This is a genomic window from Microbacterium amylolyticum (genome assembly GCF_011046975.1).
In the GTDB taxonomy this organism is placed as follows: Bacteria; Actinomycetota; Actinomycetes; order Actinomycetales; family Microbacteriaceae; genus Microbacterium; species Microbacterium amylolyticum.
The window spans coordinates 330496-356113 of sequence record NZ_CP049253.1; the positions used below are offsets into that span (position 1 = coordinate 330496).

Consider the following 25618-nt stretch of genomic DNA (forward strand, 5'->3'; position numbering starts at 1 on the left):
CGGCCCTCAGCGTCTCTAGCGTCGTGCGCATGGGCGAACACGAAGCGGGGCAGGCGGCGTCTGCGCGCCTGCGGGTAGGGGTCGGAGCGGCGATCGTGCTGCTCCTGGTCGGAATGGGCGTCACGGTGGCCATTGGGGCGTGGCGAGCCACCGCGACCCCGGCAGAAACGATCGCGGAGACACCGCTCACGTTCGCCACACCCGCGCCGGATCCTCTCGGTGACGACGAGGTCTACGTCCATGTTTCCGGGGCGGTGATGGAGCCGGGGCTATACGTTCTCGCAGAAGGCGACCGTGTGGTCGATGCGATCGCTGCTGCCGGAGGGCTGGCAGAGGTAGCGGCGCACGCGGGAGTGAACCTCGCGCGCGTTCTCGTCGATGGTGAGCTCCTGCATGTTCCCGCTGAGGGGGAACAGCTGCCGCCGGCCGAGGCCGTTTCTGGCGATGCGGCGGGCTCCCGAGCTGCTATCGACCTCAACTCTGCGGATGCCGGTGCCCTCGAAACACTTCCTGGAGTTGGGCCCGCGCTGGCGGAGCGGATCATCGCCTGGCGCACGGCGGAGGGCCGGTTCGAATCCGTCGACGACCTGCTGATGGTGTCAGGAATCGGGCCGAAAGTGCTTGAAGGGCTGCGCGAGCGGGCCCGTGTATGAGAGCGCGCGATCTGCGGATGCTCCCCGTTGTCGTTTCCTGCGCCGCAATTGCTTTGATCAGCGTCCTTCTCCCGAACATCTCCGGATTTATCGCCGTTGCCTGCTGGACGGCGTCGCTGGCAGCGGTCGGCGTCGCACTGAGGGCGCGCAGATCCCATGGCGCAGCTCTCATCGCAGTGGCCTGTGTGGCCGGAGCAGTGGCGGCCAGCCATGTGGCCCTTGCCGAACCCGGTCGCGTTGCGGCGGCCGAGTACCTGGGTGACCGTGTGACAGACCACGTGGTTCGCGTGGACAGCAAGGTCGAACCGGGCGGCGGGATGCTGTGGTTCACGGGGGACATTGACACACCCGGAGGCGTCGTCCCCGTGCGCGTCACGTGGCGAACGGACTCCGCCGCGTCCGACGGCCTCGACCTCGGCGCCGTTGTGCGGGTAACGGGCCGTGTCGATGCGACGGGCCGTGGTGACGGGGCGGTTGTCGCCCTTCGCGCAACACACATCGAGGTGGCGGAACCCCCTCCGCACCTCTTTGCCGCGTCGACATCGCTTCGCCGCGGATTCGTCAACGACGTGGTTGCGGGGCTTCCCGACCCGGCAGCGGGCCTTTTGCCGGGGTTGTCCGTGGGGGAGACGAGCGGCGTCAGCGAGGACATGCACGAGGCGATGATTATCTCCTCGCTTAGCCACCTGACGGCCGTATCCGGCAGTAACTGCGCGCTCGTGGTGGGCATTGCCTTTGCGATCTGCGCGGCTGTGGGAGCCAGACGATGGGTGCGCGTTGTCGTCGCCCTCGGGGCGCTCGTATTCTTCGTCGTCATCGTGACGCCGGAAGAGAGTGTGCTGCGGGCGGCGACAATGGCGGCCGTTGCGATGCTCGCCCTCCTCCTCGGGCGAGCGGGCGCGGGAGTTGCGGTGTTGTCTGTGGCCATCACCGTGTTGATCTGCTCCGATCCCTGGCTAGCCGCGTCCTACCCGTTTCTGCTGTCGTCTGTCGCTACGGCGGCGCTTCTCCTTCTCGCGGAACCCCTGGCGAGCGGGCTGCGCCGGTGGATGCCACGCGCCCTTGCTTTGGGGATCGCCGTTCCGCTCGCCGCGCAGCTGGCGTGTCAGCCCATCGTTCTGCTTTTCGCCCCGGAGGTTCCTCTTCTAAGCGTTCCGGCGAACATGATCGCTGCTCCCGCGGCGCCCATCGCGACGGTGCTGGGTTTCCTCGCGTGCATCACACAACCGATTCCTGTTTTCTCCTACGGCGTCGCCGCCATCGCCTGGTTGCCATCGGCCTGGATCGCTCACACTGCGCTGACCTTTTCGAGCCTTCCGATGGCGTCTGTCGACGGAAGCGTTGGATGGTGGGGGTTCTCGGCTCTTGTGTTGATCGGTGCGCTGACAACGATCGCGATCATTCCTCTTCGCCGCGGGCGTCTATCGCGTCTCGTTCGCGCCGTCTCGTCAGGCGCCCTGGCTCTCATCATTGGTGTGATGGCGGGCAAGGTCGCTCTCGAGTCCGTTGTTGCGCCGCTGACGACCCCACGTGACTGGGCGATTGCGCTCTGCGACGTCGGACAGGGCGATGCGATCGTCGTGCGCTCGGCCGGCAGAGTCGCTCTCATCGACACCGGACCTGAGCCCGAGGCTCTCAGCACGTGTTTTGCAAAACTCGGTGTCGATCACGTCGATATTGCCTTTCTCACCCATTTCGATCATGACCATGTCGGGGCAGTCGAGGTCATCGCCGGTCGTGTTGACACCGTTGTGTATGGGCCGACGGATGATGACGCCGATGTCCCGTCACTCGACGTTCTCGGTGCGGGCGAGGTGAGGGAAGGGGAAGCGGGGATGGCGGGAACCCTGGGCGATGCGGTGTGGCGCATCGTGTGGCCACGAAACGGCGGCACGGGTTTCGACGCGGGAAACGCCACCAGCCTCGTGATCGACATCGGCGGTGGCGAGGTGCCCCGCACGCTCCTGCTCGGCGATCTCGGTGAGGCGCCGCAACGCGTGCTCGCCGGAGCGGGCGCGGTGGCCGGCCCCTATGACGTTGTGAAGGTGGCGCACCACGGATCGCGCGACCAGCTTGACGCGCTCTACGAGACCATCTCAGCGCCCATTTCCCTCATCGGCGTGGGGGAGAACTCGTATGGACATCCGCACCCCGATGTTCTGGAGATGCTCGCCCGCACGGGGACGCTCATCGGCCGAAGCGACGAGGACGGCCTCGTGCTCGTCGCGATCATCGACGACGGGCTTTCGCTGTGGCGGGAGCACGGATGAATCGCAGAGGTCGCCGGTACGCTGGAAGAATGGCCGCACCGCGTCGATCGACACCGAAAAAGACCGCGATTGCGCAGCTTCCCTGGCGAAACCCGAAGCCAGCGCCGATCGTTCTCATCTCCGGCCCCGAAGAAGTCTGCGCCGAGCGGGCGACCTCGTCGATTCGCGCGCAGCTGCGCGACCAGGACCCCGCTCTCGAAGTCACCGACATTCGAGCCGATGACTACACCGCCGGCTCGCTTCTCGCGGTCACCTCACCGTCGTTGTTCGGCGAGCCACGGCTCGTGCGCGTCGGTGGCGTCGAGAAATGCTCTGACGCATTTCTGCAGGAAGCGCTCGCCTATGTCGCCGCTCCACAAGACGGCGCGACCGTGGTGTTGCGTCATACCGGAGCCAGCGTTCGCGGCAAAAAGCTCCTCGACGCCATCCGATCAGGAACAGGCGGCGGTGTGGAGGTGGCGTGCCAGGCCATCAAGTACGACCGTGATCGCGAGCAATTCGCAGCCGGAGAATTCCAGCACGCGGGCCGTCGCATCAGCCCGCGTGCGCTGGGCACACTCGTTCAGGCCTTTTCCGGCGATCTTGCCGAGCTCGCCGCGGCCTGTCAGCAGCTCATCCAAGACATCGATGGCGACATCGATGAGAAGATCATCGACCGCTACTACGGCGGCCGCGTCGAAGCAACGGCATTCGACGTCGCCGACCATGCGATCGCCGGCGACTATGGACCAGCGCTCATTTCGTTGCGCAACGCGCTCGACTCCGGGGCAGACCCCGTGCCCCTCGTGGCCGCGTTCGCGATGAAGCTACGCACGATGGCGAAGGTGGCCGGACAGCGCGGGTCGTCACGGCAGATTGCGCAAGAGCTGAAGATGACCGATTGGCAGGTGGATCGTGCACGCCGCGACCTGCAGGCCGGATGGAGCGAGAAATCGCTCGGGCTCGCTATTCAGTCGGTCGCGCGGGCTGACTCAGAAGTCAAGGGCGCGTCGCGCGATCCATTGTTCGCACTCGAGCGTATGGTCACCGTTGTCTCCACGCGTGCCCCTTACGGGGCGCCGTCCTGAACTGATAGCGCGGAAACAGGCCACCGTTTCTGTCCCACCCTGATCGGGTGCACCGCCACCGTCCGTGAACGACGAAGGCCCACCCCAAAAAGGGGTGGGCCTTCGCAGAAAAACGTCGCTCAGAGAGCGGCGATCTTAGCAGCGAGAGCCGACTTGCGGTTCGCCGCCTGGTTCTTGTGAATCACGAGCTTGCCCGCAGCCTTGTCGAGCTTCTTGGACGCCTTGGCGAACGCCTTCTCGGCGGCCTCCTTGTCGCCGGCTGCGATAGCCTCGCGCGTCGCACGGACGAGCGTCTTGAGCTCGCTCTTGACGATGCGGTTGCGCTCGCGAGCCTTCTCGTTGGTCTTGATGCGCTTGATCTGCGACTTGATGTTTGCCACTTTGGGAAACTTTCGTTCAGGTGTGCTTCGGATGATGTCGTCGAGCAGTAGAGGGGCTGCCGTCGACAAGTGCGGGTGTGGGAACCCGCTGCAAGCCAAAGACCAATACTAGCAGGCCGGCGGCGAGAAACATGAGAGCGCGGATCGTGTCACCGTGCGAGCCATCCCACGTCTTCAACCGGTTGGACGCCGAACAGGTCGAGGCCGGTGTAGGGCTCAGGCGTGAGATTGGCGAGCCCCGTCCTCACTGTCCAGATTTCGGGCCCGGAGTACAGGGGGAGAAGCCCCCAGGTCTCCGCCATGATCTCCGCTTCTAACTCGATGCCCGTGGCCGTCTGCAGGGCCTCTGTCGGAAGGGAGAGAACGTCGGAGATGCGCTCATCAATATCGGCAGACCCGGTTCCCGTGAGATTCAGTGTGCTCTCGGAACAGTAGAGCTGGCAGATCCAGGCGACGCCATAGGGATCGCTCGACGTGAACGCCAGAATGATCGCGTCCCAGTCCTTCGCCGCGAAGGTCGTCGACAATTCGTCCTGACGTCGCTGATCGATGACGACCTCGACACCGACGCCCGCCAGCTGGCGCTGCAGCATGCGCGCACGGTTTTCGATCGACGGGTCGCTTCCGAAAATCGGAAGCCGCAAAGACAAGCGTTCGTTGTCTCGGTACCGGTAGCCGTCCGACCCCAGAAGCCATCCGGCCTCGTGCAGTGTTGTTGCGGCCGTGAGGATGTCGTGGCGCCACCCGGAGGCGGAGAGCGAGTCCTCATAGCCCTCCTGGAACGGATAGAGGATGAACGATCCCGGTGTTTCCTCCGCGAAGTTCAGCCCCTCCCACACCGTCTGTGCGATCGCGTTGCGATCAACGGTGTGCATGATTGCTCTGCGCACAGCGAGATCCGAGAGAGCGGTGTGATCGGAATTGAGCTGCAGCAGCGTAGTCTCCACGCGCTGCGCCCGATACGTCGTGACGTCGTCCATGTCGGCGACCTGCGCGAGGCTGTCTGCTGACCCCGTTCGCACGGCATCGAGTTCGCCCCCACGGAAGGCGTTCAACGCGGCGACAGCGTCCATCCGCTGGAACGTGATCGCATCGAGCAGGGGTTCGTTGCCCCACCACTTCTCATTCGGAACGAGAGTGATCGCGTCCGTGCTGGAGGAAGAGATCGTGTACGGGCCCGCTCCCCATTCCGGGTGTGGTTCCCCGTCGTACGCCGTATTGAATGCCTCAGCGGAATTCACATCCGGGTGCAGGATGTCCCAGAACATGCCGCCCACCCACGGGTACTCGTCCTCGAACGTCACGACGGCCGTGCGGGGCGTCGGGCCCTGCTCAACGGACTCGATTTTGGCGTAGCCATCGGTTGTGCGCGCCCGGAACGCATCGTCGCGTCCCGATTGCGCGATCCACGTGAGCCGAATTGATTCCCACGTCATCGGCGTGCCGTCATTCCATGCGGCCTGGTCCTGAAACGTGATCCTGAGCTCGCGCTTGCCGTCGACAATGCTGTTTGTCCACTCGGACAAATAAGCGGGATTGGCGTATGCCTCGCCATCGGGCGTCATGAGGATGAGCTGTGGGCTGAACCAGTTCCAGATGCGGCTCGTATCACCCGTCGCCTCGGCGTGCAGCGGGTTCAGCTGCGGGGGGATCTCCTCAACGGGCCAGACCACTTCACCACCGCGCTGCAACCGTGAGCGGTCAACAGGGTTGTAGTCGGCGCCGCTCACGGTGGCTGTCTCGAGCGGGAGCGCATCATCCGCTGGGGAACAACCCGCGGCGACGAGGAGGAACGCCACGAGCGCGGCGATGTGGGGCATAGTCCTCACCGGTGGGGACTCCTCTCGAGCGGGGTTTCCCCGATCTTGCCGCCGATCGCTGGGCATCTGGTGCACGGCACGAGGTGCGACACGCCGGTCACTGGTGACTTACGCCAAATTTGTCTCACTGTTCCCCGTTCTTCATTGTGAACAAGCTACATTCACACCTGCGCATCACCACGGTTCGATAACGGGATATCGCCCGGTAACACACAGGGAACATGCCGTGTGCAAGACTCCGATGTCGTGTGTGGGACTACCAGAGAACCTGGCCGCCGTACCCAGCAACAGCACCCTTACGGGCGCGAACCGCGCACGTGAGGATATCGGCGATCCCGACACCCCAACACAAAAGGAGCACCCATTATGCGTATGAGGCGCATCACAGCAGCAGTCGCGGCTTCGGCCGCAGCAGCTCTCGTCTTCTCGGCGTGCGCGCCGCCCGAGGCGGGCACCGACGGCGACAACGGTTCGGAAGGCGGCGGGAGCACCGTCTCGCAGTCGATCTCGTTGACGCGCGGAGCAGTTGAATTCGCCGGTTACAACGGCCGAATTCCCTCCACCTACAACACCTACAACTCGGTCATTCTCGACCAGGTGCTCATCGGGTTCTCGTACTTCGGCCCTGAGGGTGAGATCGAGATGAACACTGACCTGGGCTCCTATGAGCTCGTCAGCGACGACCCGATGGTCATCGAGTACACGATCAACGACAACGCCGTCTGGTCTGACGGCACGCCGATCACGGTGGCTGACTCGGTCCTGGCATGGGGCACACAGAACCCGAACCTCGAGCTCGATGGAGAGCCGCTGTTCAACTCGGTGTCGGTGGGTCTCGGTGACGAAGTTCCTGCTGGACCTCAGGGTGATGTCGACGGCAAGAGCTTCACGGTGGAGTACGCCGACCCGAACCCCGACTGGCGCCTGCAGACGTGGCTCAGCGAGCCCGCGCACATCGTTGCGGAGCAGGCGGGCATGTCGACGACCGAGCTCGCCGAAGCGATTCTCGCTGGCGACAGCGACGCGATTGCCGACGCCGCAGAGTTCTGGAACACCGGGTGGAACTCGGCAACGGGAACACTCCCCGATGCTGAGCTGATCCCCGCGTCCGGCCCCTACACCATCACGTCGTGGGCAGCAGGCGAGTCCGTCACGCTGACCGCCAACGAGAGCTACTACGGTTCAGACTTCGGCCCCCAGAACGATGAGCTCATCGTGCGATTCGTCGCCGATGACGCAATGCCTCAGGCGCTGGACAACGGTGACGTCAACGTGATCGGCCCGCAGCCGACCGTCGACACGCTTGCTCAGCTGAGCGCAATGGACGGCGTCACCACCTACCAGCGCGACACGCTCACATGGGAACACCTCGACTTCAACTTCATCGACGGTGGGCTCTTCGCAGACGACCTGGAGCTGCGCGAGGCATTCGCCCTCTGCGTTCCGCGCCAGCAGATCATCGACACCCTGATCGCACCGATCAACCCCGATGCTCAGGTCATGAACGCCCGCGAGGTCTTCCCCTTCCAGGACGACTACGCAGAGGTCACCGACTTCTCGTATGACGGCCGCTACGACGAGGTCGACATCGACGCGTCCGCAGCGCTGCTCGACGCGTCCGGCGCCGACAACCTGGACGTTCGCATCGGCTACCAGGCACCGAACCCCCGCCGCAGCGAGCAGGTCGAGCTGATCAAGGCGTCCTGTGACCAGGCCGGCTTCAACATCATCGACGGCGGAAGCGAAGAGTTCTTCGCTGAGGGCGGCGTGATGGACCGCGGTGACTATGAGGTCGCGCTGTTCGCCTGGGCCGGATCGGGCCAGATCACCTCGGGTGAGAACATCTACGCCACGGGCAAGCCGCAGAACTTCGGCAAGTACTCCAACGAAACGGTGGACGAAGCCTGGTCGAAGCTGATCGTGTCGCTCGACGAGGACGTTCAGCTCGAGCAGACGAAGATCATCGAGAAGGAGCTGTGGGACTCGCTGCACGGAATTCCGCTCTTCGCGCACCCCGGCGTTGACGCCGCGGCAAGCGACATCGAGAACGTCATTCCGACGGCAACCCAGGGCGGCATCAGCTGGAACGCATACGCCTGGCACCGCGCCGAGTAATTCGGCCCTGACCAAGCTGGGTAACTGAGTGTGTGGCTCGGCTCCGCGAGGAGCCGGGCCACACACTCGCACCCGCGTCGTTTCCGCTCAGAGGTAACACACGTGCTCACATTTATCGTGAGGAGATTGATCGCCGCCGTCGGCATCATGCTGGCGTCGTCTCTCCTCGTATTTGTTCTCGCCATCAATGCTGGCGACCCGCTCTTCGATCTTCGTGAGAGCAATGACCCGAACCGCGACACGCTGATCGAACAGCGCGTCGCCATGCTCAACCTGGACCTGCCCTGGTACCAGCGCTACTTCCTCTGGCTTCGAGGTGTGTCCGGCTGCGTCATCGGCCAGTGCGACCTCGGCCAGAACCGCGTGGGACAGGAAGTCACCCACGTTCTCGGCGCGGCCGCATCATCGACGCTGCGGCTCGTCGTGCTCGCAACCTTCATCGCGATCGTTGTCGGCATCGCGATCGGTATTCTGACGGCCGTCCGTCAGTACTCGGGGCTGGACTACACCGTCTCGTTCCTGACGTTCCTGTTCTTCTCGCTCCCCGTGTTCTGGGCCGCCGTTCTCCTGAAGGAGTACCTGGCGATCGGATACAACAACTGGATGCGAGATCCGTCGTTCTCACCCCTTCAAGTCGGTGTGATCGCGGTGATCGCGGGGTTCCTGATGCAGGTAATCCTCGCAGGATCACTCAGACGGAGGGCCGCCACATTCGCTGTCACCACGGTGTTCTTCGCCGTGGCGCTCCCCGTTCTCGTCGCAATCGATGCCTTCCGGAACCCGCAGCTGGGCTGGGTCGGCGTTGCCGCGCTGACGTTCGCCGTTGCTGTGCTGTCGACAACCATGACGGTGGGACTGCGCGCGAAGCAGGTTCTGCTCCCGGCACTCATCTCCGCAGCGCTCGTGAGCATCTTGCAGATCGCCCTGTTCAACGTGTTCGTGTACTACATGAACTGGATGATCATGCTGATCGGGCTGATCTTCGCCGTTGTCATTCCCTGGGGTATCGGCCACTTCCTTGGCGGCCGATACCGGACGATTGCCATTGGCGTCTCGATCACCACATCGGTTATAGGAGCCGCGCTGACCGTCATCGACCATGTTCTACGCAACTGGTCCAGCTTCCTCGGCATGAAGCCTCGTCCGATCGCGACCATCGGTTCTCACACGCCGAACTTCTCCGGAAACTTCTGGCAAGTGGCGCTCGACCACGGCACCCAGCTGATGCTGCCGACGTTGCTGCTGACCTTGATCTCGTTGGCGTCCTACAGCCGCTACACGCGGACATCGATGCTCGAGGTCAACCGTCAGGATTACATCCGCACGGCACGCGCCAAGGGTGCTCCCGAGCGCATCGTGATTTTCCGTCACGCCTTCCGCAACGCCCTCATTCCCATCACGACGATTGCGGCTTTTGACTTCGCCAGCCTCATCGGCGGCGCCGTGGTCACCGAGCAGGTCTTCGGGTGGAAGGGCATGGGCGAGATGTTCGCAACGGGCATCCATCTGGCCGATCCGAACCCGATCATGGCCTTCTTCCTCGTGACGGGGCTTGCGGCGATCATCTTCAACATGCTGGCGGATATTTTCTACGCCGTCCTGGACCCGAGGATCAGGGTATGAGTACCGACAACAACGGAACCGACAAGTCCGTGTCGACGAACACCACGTCAACGGACGTCTTTGACCTGGCAGAGGCAGAAGACGCCGCGCTGCGAAAGGGAGCCCCCTCGCGGTCGCAGGGCCAACTGATTATTCGGCGCTTCCTTCGTCACAAGCCAGCGATGATCTCCCTGGTGGTGCTCGTCGGAATCACGATTCTTGCCATCACCTCGGTGGGCATCGGATCCATCCCGGGATGGTGGGACAAGGACTACCGGGCGACAGGCCCGGTTATCAACGGCGGCGCTCCGACTCTGAGCCTGATTCCCACCTGGCTCGGCGGTGAAGGCATCCGTATCGGCGAACATCCCTTCGGCCAGAACACAACGGGCCGTGACTATTTCGCACTCGTCATGGTGGGCGCACAGCGTTCCCTGACGATCGCATTCGTCGTGGGCATTGTCGCGACCACAATCGGGGCTGTACTCGGTGCGGTTGCCGGTTACTTCCGTGGCTGGGTCGACTCCGTCATCATGCGAATGACCGACGTCGTCATCGTCGTACCTCTGCTGCTGCTGGCCGCGCTTGTCGGCCAGATGGCGAGTCAGCAAGAGGGCGTTTTGATGCTCGCGCTTTTGCTCGGTCTCCTCACCTGGACCGGTCTTGCCCGACTCGTTCGTGGTGAAGTCCTGTCGCTGCGCGAGCGCGAGTTCGTCGGTGCCGCCCAGTCGATGGGTGCGGGACCACTGCGGATTATCTTCCGCCACCTGCTGCCGAACACGGTCGGTGTCATTGTTGTGAACGCAACGTTCTCGATCGCCGCGGCCATCCTCCTCGAAAGCACGCTGAGCTTCCTGGGATTTGGTGTTCAGGCTCCGGAAACGTCGCTGGGTCTTCTGATCTCGCAGTACCAGGGCGCCTTTACGAACCGGCCATGGCTGTTCTGGTTCCCCGGCATGGTGATCCTTGCCGTCGCCCTCAGCATCAACTTCATCGGCGACGGGCTACGCGATGCGTTTGATCCTCGCCAGACCCGCAAGCTCCGCCTCACCTGGCGGGAGCGTCTGCAGCGCGCCAAGGAGGTCACCGCATGAGTGTGGAACAGAAGGACCTGGCGCTGAGTTTCCAGGATCTCGACGTGAAGTTCCACGTCGAGAGTGGGCTCGTTCACGCCGTCAAGGGGCTGTCTCTCGAGGTCGGGCGCGGCGAAGTCGTAGCGCTCGTTGGCGAGTCAGGATCGGGCAAGTCCGTGACGTCGACGACCGCGATGGGATTGCTCCCGGACAATGCCGTCGTCACGGGTGAGGTGCGCGTTGGCGGCACCAACGTGGTTGGGCTGGACTCCGAGAAGGTGCGGAAGATGCGCGCGACGGAGGTCGCGATGATCTTCCAGGAGCCCATGACGGCCCTAAACCCGGTCCTCACGGTCGAACGCCAGCTCGTCGAGGTGTTCGAACTGCATGACGTGGCGTACGGCGCGGAGGCCAAGGCGAAGGCGCTCGAGATGCTTGAGCTGGTCGGTATTCCTGACGCGGCCAAGCGCATCGCGCAGTATCCGCACCAGTTCTCTGGCGGTCAGCGCCAGCGCATCGTCATTGCCATGGCCATCGCGTTGCAACCTCGCGCGATCATCGCCGACGAACCGACAACAGCGCTCGACGTCACGGTGCAGGCCGAGATTCTCGACCTGCTGAGGAACCTCAAGGATGACCTCGACTCGGGCATCCTCCTCATCACACACAACATGGGCGTCGTCGCCGACCTCGCCGATCGCGTTGCCGTGATGTACCGGGGCCGGATCGTCGAAACGGGCGACGTGAAGGATGTGCTCACCAACCCGCAGCACCCGTACACGCAGAAGCTGCTCGATTCCGTTCCTCGCCTGGAGAACATCCAGGTAACAGGAAACGATGCTCCTCCCGTCACCCAGGCGCTACCGCAGCGCGATCTGGTGCTCGAGGCAAGCGACCTCGCCATTGAGTATCGGATGCGTGGTCGTCGGTTCCGCGCCGTTGAAGACGTCTCGTTCGAGCTTGCCAAAGACGAGATTCTCGGTGTCGTCGGCGAGTCGGGTTCGGGGAAGTCGACCATTGCGAAGGCCGTTCTCGGGCTGATTCCCGTAGCGTCCGGTTCCCTGATGGTGCACGGCAAGGACCTGGCGAAGCTGTCGCGGCGCCAGTCGAAGAAGGTGCGTCGCCATATCGGCGTCGTTTTCCAGGACCCTGCCGCTTCGCTGAACCCGCGTTTCCCGATCGGCGACATCCTGATCGAGCCGATGGTGATTCACAAGGTGGGGGACAAGGCATCGCGTATGGCGCGCGCCGCGGAACTCCTCGATGCGGTGAGGCTCCCGCGGGACGTCGTCAACCGCTATCCGCATGAGCTGTCTGGGGGTCAGCGCCAGCGCATCTCGCTTGCTCGGTCGCTGATGCTCAAGCCGGCTCTGCTGATCGCCGATGAGCCGACGTCTGCGCTCGATGTGTCCGTTCAGGCCGCGGTTCTCGAAATGATCCGCGAATTGCAGGCAGAGTACGCCTTTGCCTGTCTGTTCGTTAGCCACGATCTGGCCGTCGTCGATCACCTCGCCGATCGCGTTCTCGTGATGAAGGATGGTCGCCAGGTGGAGCAGGGATCGTCATCGCGTGTTCTGCACCACCCGCAGGAGGAGTACACCAAGCGCCTTCTGGCAGCGGCTCCCGTTCCGGATCCGGAAGCTCAGCGTGTGCGCCGTGAGGCGCGTCGCCTGCTTCTCGCCCAGGACTGATCAATATTCGACGGCGGCCCCGCACCCTTCCCGGGTGCGGGGCCGCCGTCACGTAGAATGGCCTGAATATGTCGCCCCGCTCCTCTCAGACGCTCGCTCCCGCCGCAACGCCGCCGGAGCGCATCAGAAACTTCTGCATCATTGCGCACATCGACCATGGAAAATCCACCCTGGCCGATCGGATGTTGCAGTACACCGGCGTTGTCGCGGATCGCGAGATGCGCGCGCAGTACCTGGACCGGATGGATATCGAGCGCGAGCGCGGTATCACCGTGAAGAGCCAGGCCGTGCGCATTCCGTGGGAGCTGAACGGCGACACGTTTGCTCTGAACATGATCGACACGCCGGGACACGTCGACTTCAGTTACGAAGTTTCCCGCTCTCTTGCCGCCTGCGAAGGCGCGGTTCTTCTCGTCGACGCCGCGCAGGGCATTGAGGCCCAGACGCTCGCGAATCTGTACCTCGCGCTGGAGAACGACCTCACGATCATCCCGGTCTTGAACAAGATCGATCTGCCGGCGGCCGACCCGGAACGATTCGCGAAGGAGCTTGCCGATCTGATCGGCGGTTCGCCCGACGACGTTCTGCGCGTTTCGGGCAAGACCGGTGCGGGTGTGGAAGATCTTCTCGACCGCATCGTGTCGGACATCCCCGCTCCCGTCGGCGACCCGGATGCTCCCGCGCGTGCGATGATCTTCGACTCGGTGTACGACGCCTACCGCGGCGTCGTCACCTATGTGCGCATGATCGATGGCTCTCTGGCCCCGCGTCAGCGCGTCCAGATGATGTCGACCCGCGCGCAGCACGAGCTTCTCGAGATCGGTGTTTCCAGCCCGGAGCCACACCCGTCGAATGGCCTCGGAGTTGGCGAGGTGGGGTATCTCATCACAGGCGTCAAGGACGTGCGTCAGTCGAAGGTGGGTGATACGGTCACCGACCACCGTAAGCCCGCGGAAACCGCGCTGACGGGTTACGTCGAGCCCAAACCCATGGTGTACTCCGGCCTGTACCCGATTGATGCCAGCGACTACACGTCGCTCCGCGAGGCGCTCGACAAGCTGAAGCTCTCGGACGCGGCTCTTGTCTACGAGCCCGAGACATCGGTAGCGCTCGGCTTCGGGTTCCGTTGCGGATTCCTGGGCCTGTTGCACCTGGAGATCATCACCGAGCGGCTCAGCCGTGAGTTCGATCTGGACCTCATCACCACGGCGCCCAGCGTTGTGTATACGGTGCGTTCGGAGAACGGCGAGGAGATCGTCGTTACGAACCCGAGCGAATACCCGGAAGGCAAGATCGAACAGGTCACAGAACCCATCGTCAAGGCATCGGTTCTGCTGCCCAAGGACTATGTCGGGACGGTGATGGAGCTCTGCCAGAGCCGACGTGGATCGCTGCTGGGCATGGACTACCTGTCGGAGAACCGCGTCGAGCTGAAGTACACGATGCCTCTCGGAGAGATCGTCTTCGACTTCTTCGATCAGCTCAAGAGCCGCACCCAGGGGTACGCCAGCTTCGACTACGAGCCCGCAGGCTCTGAGGCAGCTGACCTGGTCAAGGTGGACATTCTGTTGCAGGGAGACCGCGTTGACGCGTTCAGCGCGATCGTCCACCGCGACAATGCGTACGCCTACGGAACGACGATGACCGAGCGCTTGCGCAAACTCATCCCTCGCCAGCAGTTCGAGGTGCCCATTCAGGCGGCGATCGGTGCGCGCATCATCGCGCGCGAGAACATTCGCGCCATCCGCAAGGACGTTCTTGCCAAGTGCTACGGCGGCGACATTAGCCGTAAGCGCAAGTTGCTTGAGAAGCAGAAAGAGGGCAAGAAGCGGATGAAGATGGTCGGACGCGTCGAGGTTCCGCAGAACGCCTTCATCGCGGCGCTCTCCGGCGACGTCGAGTCCAAGGACAAGTGACCAACAGGTTTCGCACACAGCGACAGTTAGGCTGACAGCATGCGCAGGGCGACCTTCCGAGATCAGACGGTCGACTATGCAGCGGTGGGCGCCTCACAGGCGGCCGATCTGCTGCAGTATCCACCGGAGAAGTCGATCCCCGCAGCCGATCAGTGGCGTATCGGCAGCGGAGAGGAACGTTTCCGTAAGGCCATCGATGACATCCTCTCCTGGCGTGTTCTCACGGGGGCCGGGCTGGAGCTCAGCGATGTGCGACCCGCGGCAGGGCCCGGGTACACGGGGGTGAGTTTTGACGAGGAGGGCAAGCCGATTGCCCCATCGCAGCTCGAAGACAGCCAGCGCTTCACAGAAGACGGGGTTCCCTACGTCGCACCGGGCGCGACAGCGCATGTCGTGGGGCGCGCCAGGGGCAAGCGAACGGATGGCGACTACCGCGTGATCTTTCTCGCTGAGGAGTCGCGTCGCGTCGCGTTCGCCCTGGGAACGGTTGACGCCACGCTCGTCTCGGGCGAGGTGCAGTTCTCCGTTGAGTGGCGTCTGAACGACGAGGTCTGGTTCGAGGTACGCGCTTTCGACATCCCCGTCGCGGCGGCCTATCGAACCTTCCGTCAGCTGGTTCGCCGTCGCCGGCGGGCGCTGAACGCGGCGTATCACCGCGCCGTGTCGCCACTGTTCGCCTAATGGCTGGCGCGCTTCCTCTCGGAGATCCGGCACCGCCTGACGGCAGGCTTCCCACGCACATTCGCACGGATGAACTCACCGACTTCGGCGTGTATCTTCACGTGCCGTTTTGTCGTGTGCGGTGTGGGTACTGCGATTTCAACACGTACACGGCAACAGAACTGCGCGGTACGCGACAAGATCAGTACGCGGATACGGTTCTCCAAGAGATCGCGCTCGCCCGCGTCGTCCTTGCGGAGGCCGGAACACAGCGCCCCGCGAAAACGGTGTTCTTCGGCGGCGGAACCCCGACGCTTCTTCCCGCGGGCGACCTGGTGCGGATGCTGGACGGAGTGCGTGGCGCCTTCGGTCTGGCTGACGACGCAGAGATCACGGTAGAAGCGAACCCCGACACTGTCACCGACCGTGTCGTCGATGAGCTTGCAGCAGCAGGCGTGACCCGACTGTCCGTTGGAATGCAGTCGGCGGTTCCGCACGTTCTCGCCGCGCTCGATCGCACGCACACACCGGCGAACGTCGGCACGGCGGTCGCCGCCGCAAAAAACGCAGGACTCGATGTGTCGGTGGACCTGATCTACGGCGCTCCCGGCGAGTCGATTGACGACTGGCGAGCGTCGCTGGAGGCAGCGCTCGCCTACGCTCCCGACCACATCTCGGCATACGCCCTCATTATCGAAGAGGGAACGAAGTTGCACAGGCAGATCCGCGCGGGGCAGGTTCCGGCTCCCGACGACGATCTGCAGGCCGATATGTACGAGCTTGCTGATGACCTCCTCGCCGGCGGCGGCTATGAGTGGTACGAAGTCTCGAACTGGTCGCGGGGGAGCGGGCATCGCTCTCGGCATAACCTCGCCTACTGGCGCGGTTTCGATTGGTGGGGATTCGGACCGGGCGCCCACAGCCATATTGGGGGACTGCGCTGGTGGAATGTGAAACATCCTGCGGCCTATGCGCAGCGGCTGTCGCTTGGCGACTCTCCTGCGGCTGGCCGGGAGACGCCGGATGCGCAACAGCGGATCTTGGAGCGGGTGCTTCTCGAAACCCGTATCCGCGAAGGAATGGCTGTTTCTGATCTGCCATCGTCCGATGCGCGGCGGTCGGTTGCCGGACTCGTCGCTGATGGCCTCGTCGATGGCGCTTCCGCAGTGAAAGGACGCGTCGTGCTGACGCGTTCCGGACGCCTCCTGGCTGACGCGGTCGTTCGTGCTCTCACGGTCTAGCGCCGCGTCACGATAACCTCGCTCACAGCGAGCGCGATAGAATTGGCAGTCGACCTCTCCGAGTGCCAGCAGGAAGGAGCGCGCATGGTGACTGATCGAGGGCTTCAGGTTCTGCGCGCCATCGTCCAGGACTACGTTGATACGCACGAGCCCGTTGGCAGCAGGTCCATCGTCGAGCGTCACGCCTTCGGTGTTTCGGCGGCCACGATCCGCAACGATATGGCGATGCTGGAAGATGAAGACCTCATCGCGCAGCCCCACACCTCGTCCGGACGAATTCCCACCGATAAGGGGTACCGGGCATTCGTCGACCATCTTGCCGAGGTCCGTCCGCTCTCGCGTGCGCAACGATCAGCAATTTCGACCTTCCTGGCTGACCCCGCGGATCTTGATGACCTGCTGGCGCGTACCGTCCGGCTGCTGACGCAGATCACCGGACAGGTTGCGCTCGTTCAATACCCGTCGTTCGCGCGCGCGACGGTGACGCACGTTCAGCTGGTCGCCCTCGATCCCCGCCGTATCCTCGTCATCCTCGTGACGGACACGGGGCGCGTGTCCCAGCGCATCACGGTCGCTCCCGTTGACGTCGATGAAGAAGTGCTCGACGTGATCCGTCCACACGTATCCTCCCTCATTCTCGGCTTGCCCGCCTCGGATGCCGCCGGAGCGGTTGCCGCGGCTGCTCAGCGTCAAGCAACCGCGCACACCGCGATGGATCACGTCATGTCGGCCATCCTCTCCACCGTTGCCGAAGAACTCGACGAGTTCCGCCAAAATCGCCTGGTGATGGCCGGAACCGCCACGCTGGCGCGCCGCGGTAGTGACTTCCGCGGAAGCATCCACCCGCTTCTCGAAGCGATTGAAGAGCAGGTCACCCTTCTGCGCCTCATGAGCGAGATGGCAGCGGATGAAAACGGCCTGGCAACCAGCATCGGCCGCGAAAACGCCGAATTTGGCCTGAGCGAGGCGTCGTTCATCGCGAGCGACTACGACGCCGCGGTCGGCTCGGCCAGAGTCGGGCTCATGGGCCCCACGCGCATGGACTATTCCCGTAATCTTGCGGCGGCTCGCGCCGTTGCGACGTACCTCACGAGGCTTCTCGACGAGGACGATTCCCGTTAGTTGCTCTGCCCCGGAAGGGCAGAGCAAGATCACACAGGCAGACACGACTGACGCAGCCCCATCTGCGGAAAGGCGACCGTGGCAGACCACTATGACGTACTCGGAGTCTCTCGCGAGGCGAGCGGCGACGAGATCAAGAAGGCGTACCGCAAGCTCGCGCGTAAGCTTCACCCCGATGTGAACCCCAGCCCCGAAGCGGCTGAGGAGTTCAAGAGCGTCACCCATGCCTATGAGGTGCTGAGCGACCCTGAGCAGCGTCGTCGCTACGATATTGGTGACGATGGAGGCTCCTTCGGCGGGGGCGGTTTCGGCGGTTTCGGTGATGTCTTCGAGGCGTTCTTCGGAGCCGGCGGCGGAGGCGGCCGCGGAGGGCGTCCACGGTCACGGCGCGAACGCGGACAGGACGCCCTGGTTCGCGTCTCGCTTGACTTGGCTGACGTGGTCTTCGGAACACACCGCGATGTCGAAATCGATACGGCTGTTCTCTGCGAAACCTGTCAGGGCTCCTGCTGCCAGCCGGGAACGCAGCCCCAGCGTTGCGACATCTGCGGCGGATCTGGTCACGTGCAGCGGCAGGTGCGCAGTCTGCTCGGTAATGTCGTCACGCAGCAGCCGTGTGGCGCCTGCCAGGGCTACGGAACGACGATTCCGAGCCCGTGCCCGGCGTGTGCCGGCCAGGGGCGGGTGCGCTCGCGGCGCACCGTTGGCCTCGACATTCCCGCCGGCGTGGAAACGGGCCTGCGCCTGCAGCTGCCCGGATCGGGCGAGGTGGGCCCAGCGGGCGGACCCCGCGGAGACCTCTACGTGGAGATCACGGTAGAACCTCATCCGGTGTTCGACCGCGACGGAGACGACCTGTTCGCCACCCTGGAAGTGTCGATGACAGACGCGATTCTCGGAACCACCACATCGATCGATGGCCTCGACGGCACCGTGGACCTGGAGGTTCGCGCTGGTGTGCAGTCCGGCGACGTTCTCCGCATCAGTGAGCGCGGAATCACGGGCCTGCGGTCCAAGCGCCGCGGCGACCTGCGGGTTGCCGTGCAGGTGGTCACGCCCACGAAGGTCGATCACAAGACCCGTCAGCTTCTGGAAGAGATTGCCAAGCGCACGAAGGCGCCCAAGCCCCGCCTGACCGAGCACCAGCAGGGCCTGTTCTCCAAGCTGCGCGACCGCTTCCGCGGAGCCTGACCCGTGGCACTGCACTTCGTCGACGACGGCGCCGCCCGCGCTCAGCCAGGCGATGCCGTTGAGCTGACCGGCTCTGAGGCGCACCACGCGGCCAGCGTCCGGCGGGTGCGACCGGGGGAGTCGGTCACTCTGACGGACGGGCGCGGCGTCTGGCTGTCGGGAACAGTCGCCGATGCGCAGAAAACGCGCGTGGAGATCACCGTCTCGCAGCGGCGCGACATTCCCGCGCCGTCACCTCGCATTTTTCTTGCGCAAGCTCTGGCAAAGGGCGACCGCGATGAGCTCGCGGTGCAGGCGGCGACAGAGCTCGGCATTGACGGAATCATTCCGTGGCAGGCAACGCGCAGCGTCTCCCGCTGGCAGGGGCCGAAAGCCGACAAAGGGCGTTCGCGGTGGCAGAGCATCGTTCGCGAAGCCGCCAAACAGGCACTGCGTGCGTGGATTCCCGAGGTGGAAGCTGTTCACCCAACGTCGCTCCTTGCGGAGCGCGCGACATCGATGCGTGTGCTCATTCTTGATCCGTGGACAGAGGCCCGCTTCACGACGCTCGAGACGGATGGCCGGGACATCCTTCTGGTCGTCGGCCCTGAGGGCGGGATCGCCCCGGAAGAAATAAGTGCTCTCGAAGCGGCGGGCGCAGAGCGGGTGAAGCTCGGTGACAGCGTCCTCAGAACATCAACGGCGGGACCCGCGGCGCTTGCGCTGCTCAACGCCCGTGTCGGGCGATGGTGAGAAACGTAGACTGCGTGTTATGAGTAGCGAGCCAACGATCTTCACCCGCATTCTTCGCGGAGATGTCCCGGGCGACATCGTCGCGGAGACCGAGCGCGTTTTCGCGATCACGGACATTCATCCGCAGGCCCCTGTTCATGTTCTCGTCATTCCCAAGACCGAGCAGTACCGTGATGTCACGGAGCTCGCGGCAGGTGATCCTTCGCTCCTCGCCGAAATGGTCGAGGTCGCACGAGGCATCGCGCAGGAGCGCTCAAACGGCGAGTTCCGACTTGTTTTCAACACCGGTGAGGGCGCCGGCCAAACCGTCTTCCACGTGCACGCGCACGTGCTCGCAGGAGAACTCGAGGAGAAGAGCCTCATTGGCTGACGATTCCCCCACCACCATCACAATCGAGGCCGATGGGGTTGCCATGGTGCAGCTACTCGGCCCCCAAGACCGGCTTCTCCGGATGGTTGAGTCCAAACACCCCGATGTCGACGTACACGTGCGGGGAAACACCATCACGCTGACGGGGGAACGAGACGCCGTCGAACGCGCCAATGCTCTCGTCGACGAGCTGCTATCGATGACGAAGAGCGGATACGCCGTGGAGCCGTCGGATATCAGCACCGCCGACGAGGTTCTGCAAAAGGGCGAGCGGATCAGCGCGGTGCTGGGCGAGCCGATTCTCTCGACGCGCGGCAAGGTGATCCGGCCCAAGACCATGGGCCAGCGTGATTACATCGACGCGATCGATGACAACACGATCGTCTTCGGTATCGGGCCCGCCGGAACGGGCAAGACCTATCTAGCGATGGCGAAGGCCGTCCAGGCTCTGCAGCGCCGCGAGGTGAGTCGGATCATCCTCACGCGTCCCGCTGTCGAAGCGGGCGAACGGCTGGGCTTTCTTCCGGGAACGCTCACCGACAAGATTGATCCCTACCTTCGTCCGCTGTACGACGCGCTCAACGAGATGATGGATCCTGAGCTCGTCCCGAAGCTGATGACGACCGGGGCGATTGAAGTGGCGCCTCTGGCGTACATGCGTGGGCGCACGCTCAACGACTCGTTCGTCGTGCTCGACGAAGCCCAGAACACCACGCCGGAACAGATGAAGATGTTCCTGACGAGGCTCGGCTTCGGAACAAAAATGGTCGTCACCGGCGATGTCACACAGGTGGATCTGCCGGGGGGAACCAGCGGTCTACGTGTTGTCGGACGCATCCTCAAGGACGTTGACGACATCCACTTCGCGCAGCTCACGAGTGACGACGTTGTGCGCCACACTCTCGTCGGCCGCATCGTCGATGCCTATAGCGAGTACGACGATAAGCGCACGGTGCGCAAAGCCGAGCTCGACGAGGCGCGCGATTTCGCCAATCGCGCCGATCGACGACGCGGCACGATGCCGCGTGACCGCAACCAGAAGCGAGGCCGCGCGTGATCGATATCAACAATGAGTCTGGCGTTTCGCTTGACGACGAGAAAGTGTTGCGCCTTGTGCAGCATCATCTCGAAGCTCTTCACGTCAACAAGGACGCCGATCTGGCAGTGATGTTCGTTGACGAAGCGGCCATGGAGCAGCTGCACGTGCAGTGGATGGACGAGCCGGGGCCCACGGATGTGCTCAGCTTTCCCATGGACGAATTGCGTCCTGGCACCGCAGAGCGTCCGACGGAGGCCGGTGTTCTCGGCGATATTGTCGTCTGCCCGCAGGTGGCAGAAACGCAGGCGGAAACCGCCGGTCACGCCGTTATCGACGAAATCTGTCTTCTCACGACACACGGGCTGTTGCACGTCCTCGGTTACGATCACGCGCTCCCCGACGAGGAGCACCGGATGTTCGCCCTGCAACGAGAGCTGCTCGCGTCCTTCGCAACGGCCGAGAGGCGCCGGCGCCGCGCATGATCGAGGCTCTGCTGGTCGCTGGCGCTCTCGTCCTGGTCGGTGTCGCCGGTTTTATGACGGCGCTCGACTCCGCCCTGGCGGTGACCTCAACGAACGATCTCGAGGATCTCGCCCTCGCCGGGAAGAACTCGCGATCGCTCGCCCGGCTTGCAGCTGATCGTGATGCCCACGACAACGCCATCACCTTCCTCCGTGTGCTCTGCGACGTTGCCGCGGTTGTGCTCACTTCTGTCGCCTTCTCGATGATGTTCGAAAGTGCCCCGTGGGGAGCGCTGACAACCGTGATCGTGATGGCGATCGTGATCTATGTCGTCGTGGCATCTGCGCCAACGAGCGTCGGGCGACGCTACGCTCGCCCGCTTCTGACCCTCGGGGCACCGGCGATTCGTTTCGCGCGCATGCTGTTCTTCCCGATTGCCCAGCCGCTCGCCGTCGCGAGTGCGCGGGTGATCCCCGGCGCGCGGCGCCGCAGTTTCGAATCCGAAGAGCAGTTGCTCTCGATCGTTGACGAGGCGGCGCAAAACTCGCTCATCGAGGACGATGACCGCGAGCTGATCCACTCCGTCTTTGATTTCACCGACCAGATCGTGCGCGCCGTGATGGTGCCCCGAACCGACATGGTCACGGTAGACGCAACGGCGTCGAATGACGAAGCGATGGAGGCGTTCCTCACGAGCGGCCTCTCACGATTGCCGGTTGTCGATGGTGAAGTCGACAACGTCGTTGGTGTTCTGTATCTCAAAGATCTCGTTCAGCACGCGTATCGCGAAGCGCCGGGCTGGCGCACCTCTCTCGTTCGAGCCTTCGTTCGCCAGGCCGTGTTTGTGCCCGAGCAGATGCGAGCCGAAACTCTTCTCCAGCAGATGAAGGCCGATCAGGTGCACGTGTGCCTCGTGGTGGACGAATACGGTGGAATCGCCGGTCTCGTCACGCTGGAAGACCTCATCGAAGAACTCGTCGGGGAAATCGAAGACGAGTACGATCCGCGGTCCACCGAGATCGTTGAGCTACCCGATGGGCGTTACCGCGTGAGCGCATCGCTTGCCCTGGATGAAGTCGGTGATCTCTTCGGGCTGGACCTGGAGGACGACGATGTCGACTCGATCGGGGGACTGATGGCCAAGCGTCTTGGCCGGATGCCGCAACCAGGTGAGCAGGTGCAGGTCCACGGTCTCCTGCTGACAGGAGGTGCCTCCCGCGGGCGCGGACGCGGGCTCGCGACGCTTTTCGTCGATCGGACCGAGGCCCTTCGCTACGTCGAAGAGGCACGAACAGCGGCGATCCGCGTATCGTCCACAACAGGTGAAATCGGGGTCCACACGGGCGCCGTGTCTACGGCCGACGGCGAGCAGGACTCGACATCGCGCCGCAAGAAGACATCGAAGAAGAACAAGAAGGGTGGTCGCGATGAATGACGCGACACGCAGCGGTTTCGTGACATTCGTCGGACGTCCGAACGTCGGAAAGTCGACGCTCATGAACGCCATGGTGGGGGAGAAGGTCGCCATCACCAGCGAAAAGCCCCAGACGACGCGGCGTGCGATCCGCGGAATTCTCAACCGTTCTGGCGGACAGCTCGTCGTTGTTGACACACCGGGCGTGCACCGGCCGCGCACGCTGCTCGGGCAGCGCCTGAACGATCTCGTCGAGACGGTGCTCGGCGACGTCGATGTCATTGCCTTCTGCGTACCGGCAACCGAAAAGGTCGGCCCGGGAGACCGCCGCATCGCGCAGTCACTCGACGGATACTCGCGTGCGAAGAAAGTGGCGCTCGTGACAAAAACGGATGCCGCCAGCCGGGACGAGATCATGGAACGGCTGATGGAGGTCGATGCTCTGCGCGAAGACTGGGCTGCTGTCATCCCGCTGTCCAGCGTCACGGGCGATCAGCTCGAGGTGCTCTCTGATGAGCTTCTCGCCCTGATGCCCGAGGGCCCCGCCCTGTATCCCGACGACATCGTCACTGACGAACTCATCGAAGACCGCATCGCCGAGGCGATTCGCGAGGCGGCGCTCGACGGCGTGCGCGATGAGCTTCCGCACTCTATTGCCGTGCAGGTGAAGGAGATCGCGGAGCGCGAAGACAAACCAGAGCTCATGGACGTTTTCGCTGACATCGTCGTTGAACGCGATAGCCAGAAGGCGATCATCATCGGGCACAAGGGATCACGTCTGCGTGACGTCGGAGCGCGCGCCCGCGCCGACATCGAGGGCCTGATTGGCACCCGTGTCTTCTTGTCGCTGCACGTGCGTGTTGCCAAGGAATGGCAGCGGGACCCGAAGCAGCTTGGCCGTCTCGGCTTTTAACGGACGCACGCACAGAAGCGGCCGGTCTCCGATAACGTCATCGGAGACCGGCCGCTTCTGTGCGTGCGATCGTCGGGGCTACACCACAACCAGGTGCTGCTCGCGGATGCGGATCGCACGGTTCACAGCGGAAACGATTGCCTTGAGCGACGCGGTGGCGATGTCGCCGTCGATACCAACGCCCCAGAGGCGCACATCGTCTACCTGCAATTCAACGTAGGCGGCTGCCTCAGCATCACCCGACGCGCTCAACGTGTGCTCCGTGTAGTCGTAGAGGGTCACATCGATTCCGCGCTGGCGCAGGATGTCGATGAAGGAGGCGATCGGCCCGTTGCCGGGAGCAGACGCCGAGACCTCGTCGGAGCCCTCGCGGATCACGACGTCGAGAGTGCCATCGCCGTCGGTGCGGTTATACGCGGCCGTGCTGATCAGCTCGAACCGGCCCCATGACGTCTCTTGCGCGCCGGACGGGAGGTACTCGTCTTGGAAGATGTTCCAGATTTGATCGCTCGTCACCTCGCCGCCCTCGGAGTCGGTCTTGGCCTGGACAACGTTCGAGAACTCGATCTGGAGCTTGCGGGGCAGATCGATGTTGTGATCGCTCTTGAGCAAATACGCCACGCCGCCCTTACCCGACTGGGAGTTCACGCGGATAACGGCCTCGTAGGAGCGGCCCAGGTCTTTCGGGTCTACCGGCAGGTACGGCACGCCCCACGTGATGTCGTCGGTTGTGGCCCCCTGCGCCTCGGCGCGGGCGGCCATCGCCTCGAAACCCTTCTTGATGGCGTCCTGGTGCGATCCGCTGAAAGCGGTGAACACGAGGTCACCACCCCAGGGCGAACGCTCGGGAACGGGCAACTGATTGCAGTACTCGACCGTGCGCTTGACCTGGTCGATGTCACCGAAGTCGATCTGCGGGTCGATGCCCTGGGTAAACAGGTTCACGCCGAGCGTGACGAGGTCGACGTTCCCGGTCCGTTCTCCGTTGCCGAACAGACATCCCTCAATGCGATCCGCGCCCGCCATATAGCCGAGTTCAGCTGCGGCAACAGCCGTACCCCGGTCATTGTGCGGGTGCAGCGAGAGGATGACGTTCTCGCGGTTGTCCAGGTGGCGGTTCATCCACTCGATGGAGTCGGCGTAGACGTTCGGGGTCGCCATTTCTACCGTTGCCGGCAGGTTCAGGATGATCTTCTTCTCGGGCGTCGGCGTGAGAACCGTCATGACCTGGTTGCAGATCTCCGCGGCGAAGTCGAGTTCTGTGCCCGTGTAGGACTCGGGGGAGTACTCGTAGTAGACCTCGGTCTCCGGGATCGTCGCCTCATACTTCTTGCACAGACGAGCGCCTTCGAGAGCAATGTCGATAATGCCCTGCCGGTCCGTGCGGAACACGACCTCGCGCTGCAGGATGCTCGTTGAGTTGTACAGGTGGACGATCGCCTGCTTCGCACCAGCAATCGACTCGTATGTGCGGGCGATCAGATGCTCACGGGCCTGTGTCAGTACCTGGATCGTGACGTCATCGGGGATGAGGTTGTCATCGATCAGCTGGCGCACGAAATCAAAGTCGGTCTGACTGGCCGAGGGGAAGCCGACCTCGATTTCCTTGTAGCCCATCTTGACGAGCAGCTCGAACATGATGCGCTTGCGCTCGGGCGTCATCGGGTCAATGAGGGCCTGGTTGCCGTCACGCAGATCAACCGCGCACCAGCGGGGCGCCTTCTCGATGCGCTTCGTTGGCCAGGTGCGGTCAGGCAGCTCTACCGAGATCTGCTCGTGAAACGGCACGTACTTGTGGATCGGCATACCGCTGGGCTGCTGATTGTTCTTCATCTTCTTCTCGTCTCTGTCGTGTCATGAAACGGGCCACGAGAAGCGCCGCGACGA

General features: G+C 63.6%; 21 protein-coding genes. 18 read left to right on the forward strand and 3 right to left on the reverse strand.

The window, feature by feature from the left end; translation table 11 throughout:
- Window positions 1-29 precede the first annotated feature (29 nt).
- From G6N81_RS01725 to holA, 3 genes are read left to right on the forward strand one after another with little or no spacing between them, the layout of a single operon-like run.
- The gene (locus G6N81_RS01725; RefSeq protein WP_165132252.1) at window positions 30-653 is read left to right on the forward strand and encodes a helix-hairpin-helix domain-containing protein; all 624 of its coding nucleotides are present in this window, start codon (window positions 30-32) and stop codon (window positions 651-653) included.
- Window positions 650-2923, forward strand: a complete 2274-nt coding sequence (locus G6N81_RS01730; protein WP_165132255.1) for a ComEC/Rec2 family competence protein — start codon at window positions 650-652, stop codon at window positions 2921-2923. The genes G6N81_RS01725 and G6N81_RS01730 overlap by 4 nt, the downstream gene beginning before the upstream one ends.
- 29 nt (window positions 2924-2952) lie before the next feature.
- Entirely contained in the window at window positions 2953-3990 is a 1038-nt protein-coding gene (gene holA / locus G6N81_RS01735) for a DNA polymerase III subunit delta (RefSeq protein WP_165132258.1), read from the forward strand.
- Between the two features lie 119 nt (window positions 3991-4109).
- Here holA and rpsT read toward each other — a convergent pair whose 3' ends face one another.
- Together rpsT and G6N81_RS01745 are read right to left on the reverse strand one after the other, a co-directional pair.
- Window positions 4110-4370 (reverse strand): 30S ribosomal protein S20, encoded by a 261-nt coding sequence (gene rpsT / locus G6N81_RS01740; protein ID WP_165132261.1) that lies wholly within the window; start codon window positions 4368-4370, stop codon window positions 4110-4112.
- A 149-nt stretch (window positions 4371-4519) separates the two neighbouring features.
- Complete coding sequence (locus tag G6N81_RS01745) at window positions 4520-6190, reverse strand: ABC transporter family substrate-binding protein (protein WP_241245098.1); 1671 nt, start codon at window positions 6188-6190, stop codon at window positions 4520-4522.
- Between the two features lie 372 nt (window positions 6191-6562).
- Between G6N81_RS01745 and G6N81_RS01750 the strand changes: the two genes are divergently transcribed.
- From G6N81_RS01750 to era, 15 genes are all read left to right on the forward strand, one after another.
- A complete protein-coding gene (locus G6N81_RS01750; RefSeq protein ID WP_338144001.1) occupies window positions 6563-8305 on the forward strand; it encodes an ABC transporter substrate-binding protein in 1743 nt (580 codons plus the stop codon).
- A gap of 102 nt (window positions 8306-8407) precedes the next feature.
- Window positions 8408-9928: an ABC transporter permease subunit gene (locus G6N81_RS01755; RefSeq protein ID WP_165132267.1), complete on the forward strand. Its 1521-nt coding sequence runs from the start codon at window positions 8408-8410 to the stop codon at window positions 9926-9928.
- Window positions 9925-11001 carry an ABC transporter permease gene (locus G6N81_RS01760; protein ID WP_165132270.1) on the forward strand — a complete coding sequence of 359 codons (1077 nt, stop codon included), beginning with the start codon at window positions 9925-9927 and terminating at the stop codon, window positions 10999-11001. The genes G6N81_RS01755 and G6N81_RS01760 overlap by 4 nt, the downstream gene beginning before the upstream one ends.
- The gene (locus G6N81_RS01765; protein ID WP_165132273.1) at window positions 10998-12671 is read left to right on the forward strand and encodes an ABC transporter ATP-binding protein; all 1674 of its coding nucleotides are present in this window, start codon (window positions 10998-11000) and stop codon (window positions 12669-12671) included. Before G6N81_RS01760 ends, G6N81_RS01765 begins: the two co-directional genes overlap by 4 nt.
- A gap of 68 nt (window positions 12672-12739) precedes the next feature.
- On the forward strand, window positions 12740-14587 hold the full coding sequence (lepA, locus tag G6N81_RS01770) for a translation elongation factor 4 (RefSeq protein WP_165132276.1): 1848 nt from the start codon (window positions 12740-12742) through the stop codon (window positions 14585-14587).
- Between the two features lie 39 nt (window positions 14588-14626).
- The gene (locus tag G6N81_RS01775; RefSeq protein ID WP_165132279.1) at window positions 14627-15268 is read left to right on the forward strand and encodes a DUF1990 family protein; all 642 of its coding nucleotides are present in this window, start codon (window positions 14627-14629) and stop codon (window positions 15266-15268) included.
- Window positions 15268-16488 (forward strand): radical SAM family heme chaperone HemW, encoded by a 1221-nt coding sequence (gene hemW, locus G6N81_RS01780; protein ID WP_165132282.1) that lies wholly within the window; start codon window positions 15268-15270, stop codon window positions 16486-16488. Before G6N81_RS01775 ends, hemW begins: the two co-directional genes overlap by 1 nt.
- Window positions 16489-16572: 84 nt before the next feature.
- The gene (gene hrcA, locus G6N81_RS01785; RefSeq protein ID WP_165132285.1) at window positions 16573-17610 is read left to right on the forward strand and encodes a heat-inducible transcriptional repressor HrcA; all 1038 of its coding nucleotides are present in this window, start codon (window positions 16573-16575) and stop codon (window positions 17608-17610) included.
- A 78-nt stretch (window positions 17611-17688) separates the two neighbouring features.
- A complete protein-coding gene (dnaJ, locus tag G6N81_RS01790) occupies window positions 17689-18801 on the forward strand; it encodes a molecular chaperone DnaJ (RefSeq protein WP_165132288.1) in 1113 nt (370 codons plus the stop codon).
- Window positions 18802-18804: 3 nt separating this feature from the next.
- Window positions 18805-19533, forward strand: coding sequence for a 16S rRNA (uracil(1498)-N(3))-methyltransferase (locus G6N81_RS01795; RefSeq protein WP_165132291.1), 729 nt, complete (start codon window positions 18805-18807; stop codon window positions 19531-19533).
- 19 nt (window positions 19534-19552) lie between these two features.
- On the forward strand, window positions 19553-19903 hold the full coding sequence (locus tag G6N81_RS01800) for an HIT domain-containing protein (RefSeq protein WP_165132294.1): 351 nt from the start codon (window positions 19553-19555) through the stop codon (window positions 19901-19903).
- 43 nt (window positions 19904-19946) lie between these two features.
- Window positions 19947-20960 carry a PhoH family protein gene (locus tag G6N81_RS01805; protein ID WP_165137579.1) on the forward strand — a complete coding sequence of 338 codons (1014 nt, stop codon included), beginning with the start codon at window positions 19947-19949 and terminating at the stop codon, window positions 20958-20960.
- The gene (gene ybeY / locus G6N81_RS01810) at window positions 20957-21424 is read left to right on the forward strand and encodes an rRNA maturation RNase YbeY (RefSeq protein WP_165132297.1); all 468 of its coding nucleotides are present in this window, start codon (window positions 20957-20959) and stop codon (window positions 21422-21424) included. The genes G6N81_RS01805 and ybeY overlap by 4 nt, the downstream gene beginning before the upstream one ends.
- The gene (locus tag G6N81_RS01815; protein ID WP_165132300.1) at window positions 21421-22839 is read left to right on the forward strand and encodes a hemolysin family protein; all 1419 of its coding nucleotides are present in this window, start codon (window positions 21421-21423) and stop codon (window positions 22837-22839) included. Before ybeY ends, G6N81_RS01815 begins: the two co-directional genes overlap by 4 nt.
- Window positions 22832-23731: a GTPase Era gene (gene era, locus G6N81_RS01820; protein WP_165132303.1), complete on the forward strand. Its 900-nt coding sequence runs from the start codon at window positions 22832-22834 to the stop codon at window positions 23729-23731. The genes G6N81_RS01815 and era overlap by 8 nt, the downstream gene beginning before the upstream one ends.
- A 78-nt stretch (window positions 23732-23809) precedes the next feature.
- Here the strand turns inward: era and leuA are convergent, their stop codons facing one another.
- Window positions 23810-25564: a 2-isopropylmalate synthase gene (gene leuA / locus G6N81_RS01825; protein WP_165132306.1), complete on the reverse strand. Its 1755-nt coding sequence runs from the start codon at window positions 25562-25564 to the stop codon at window positions 23810-23812.
- Between the last annotated feature and the right edge of the window lie 54 nt (window positions 25565-25618).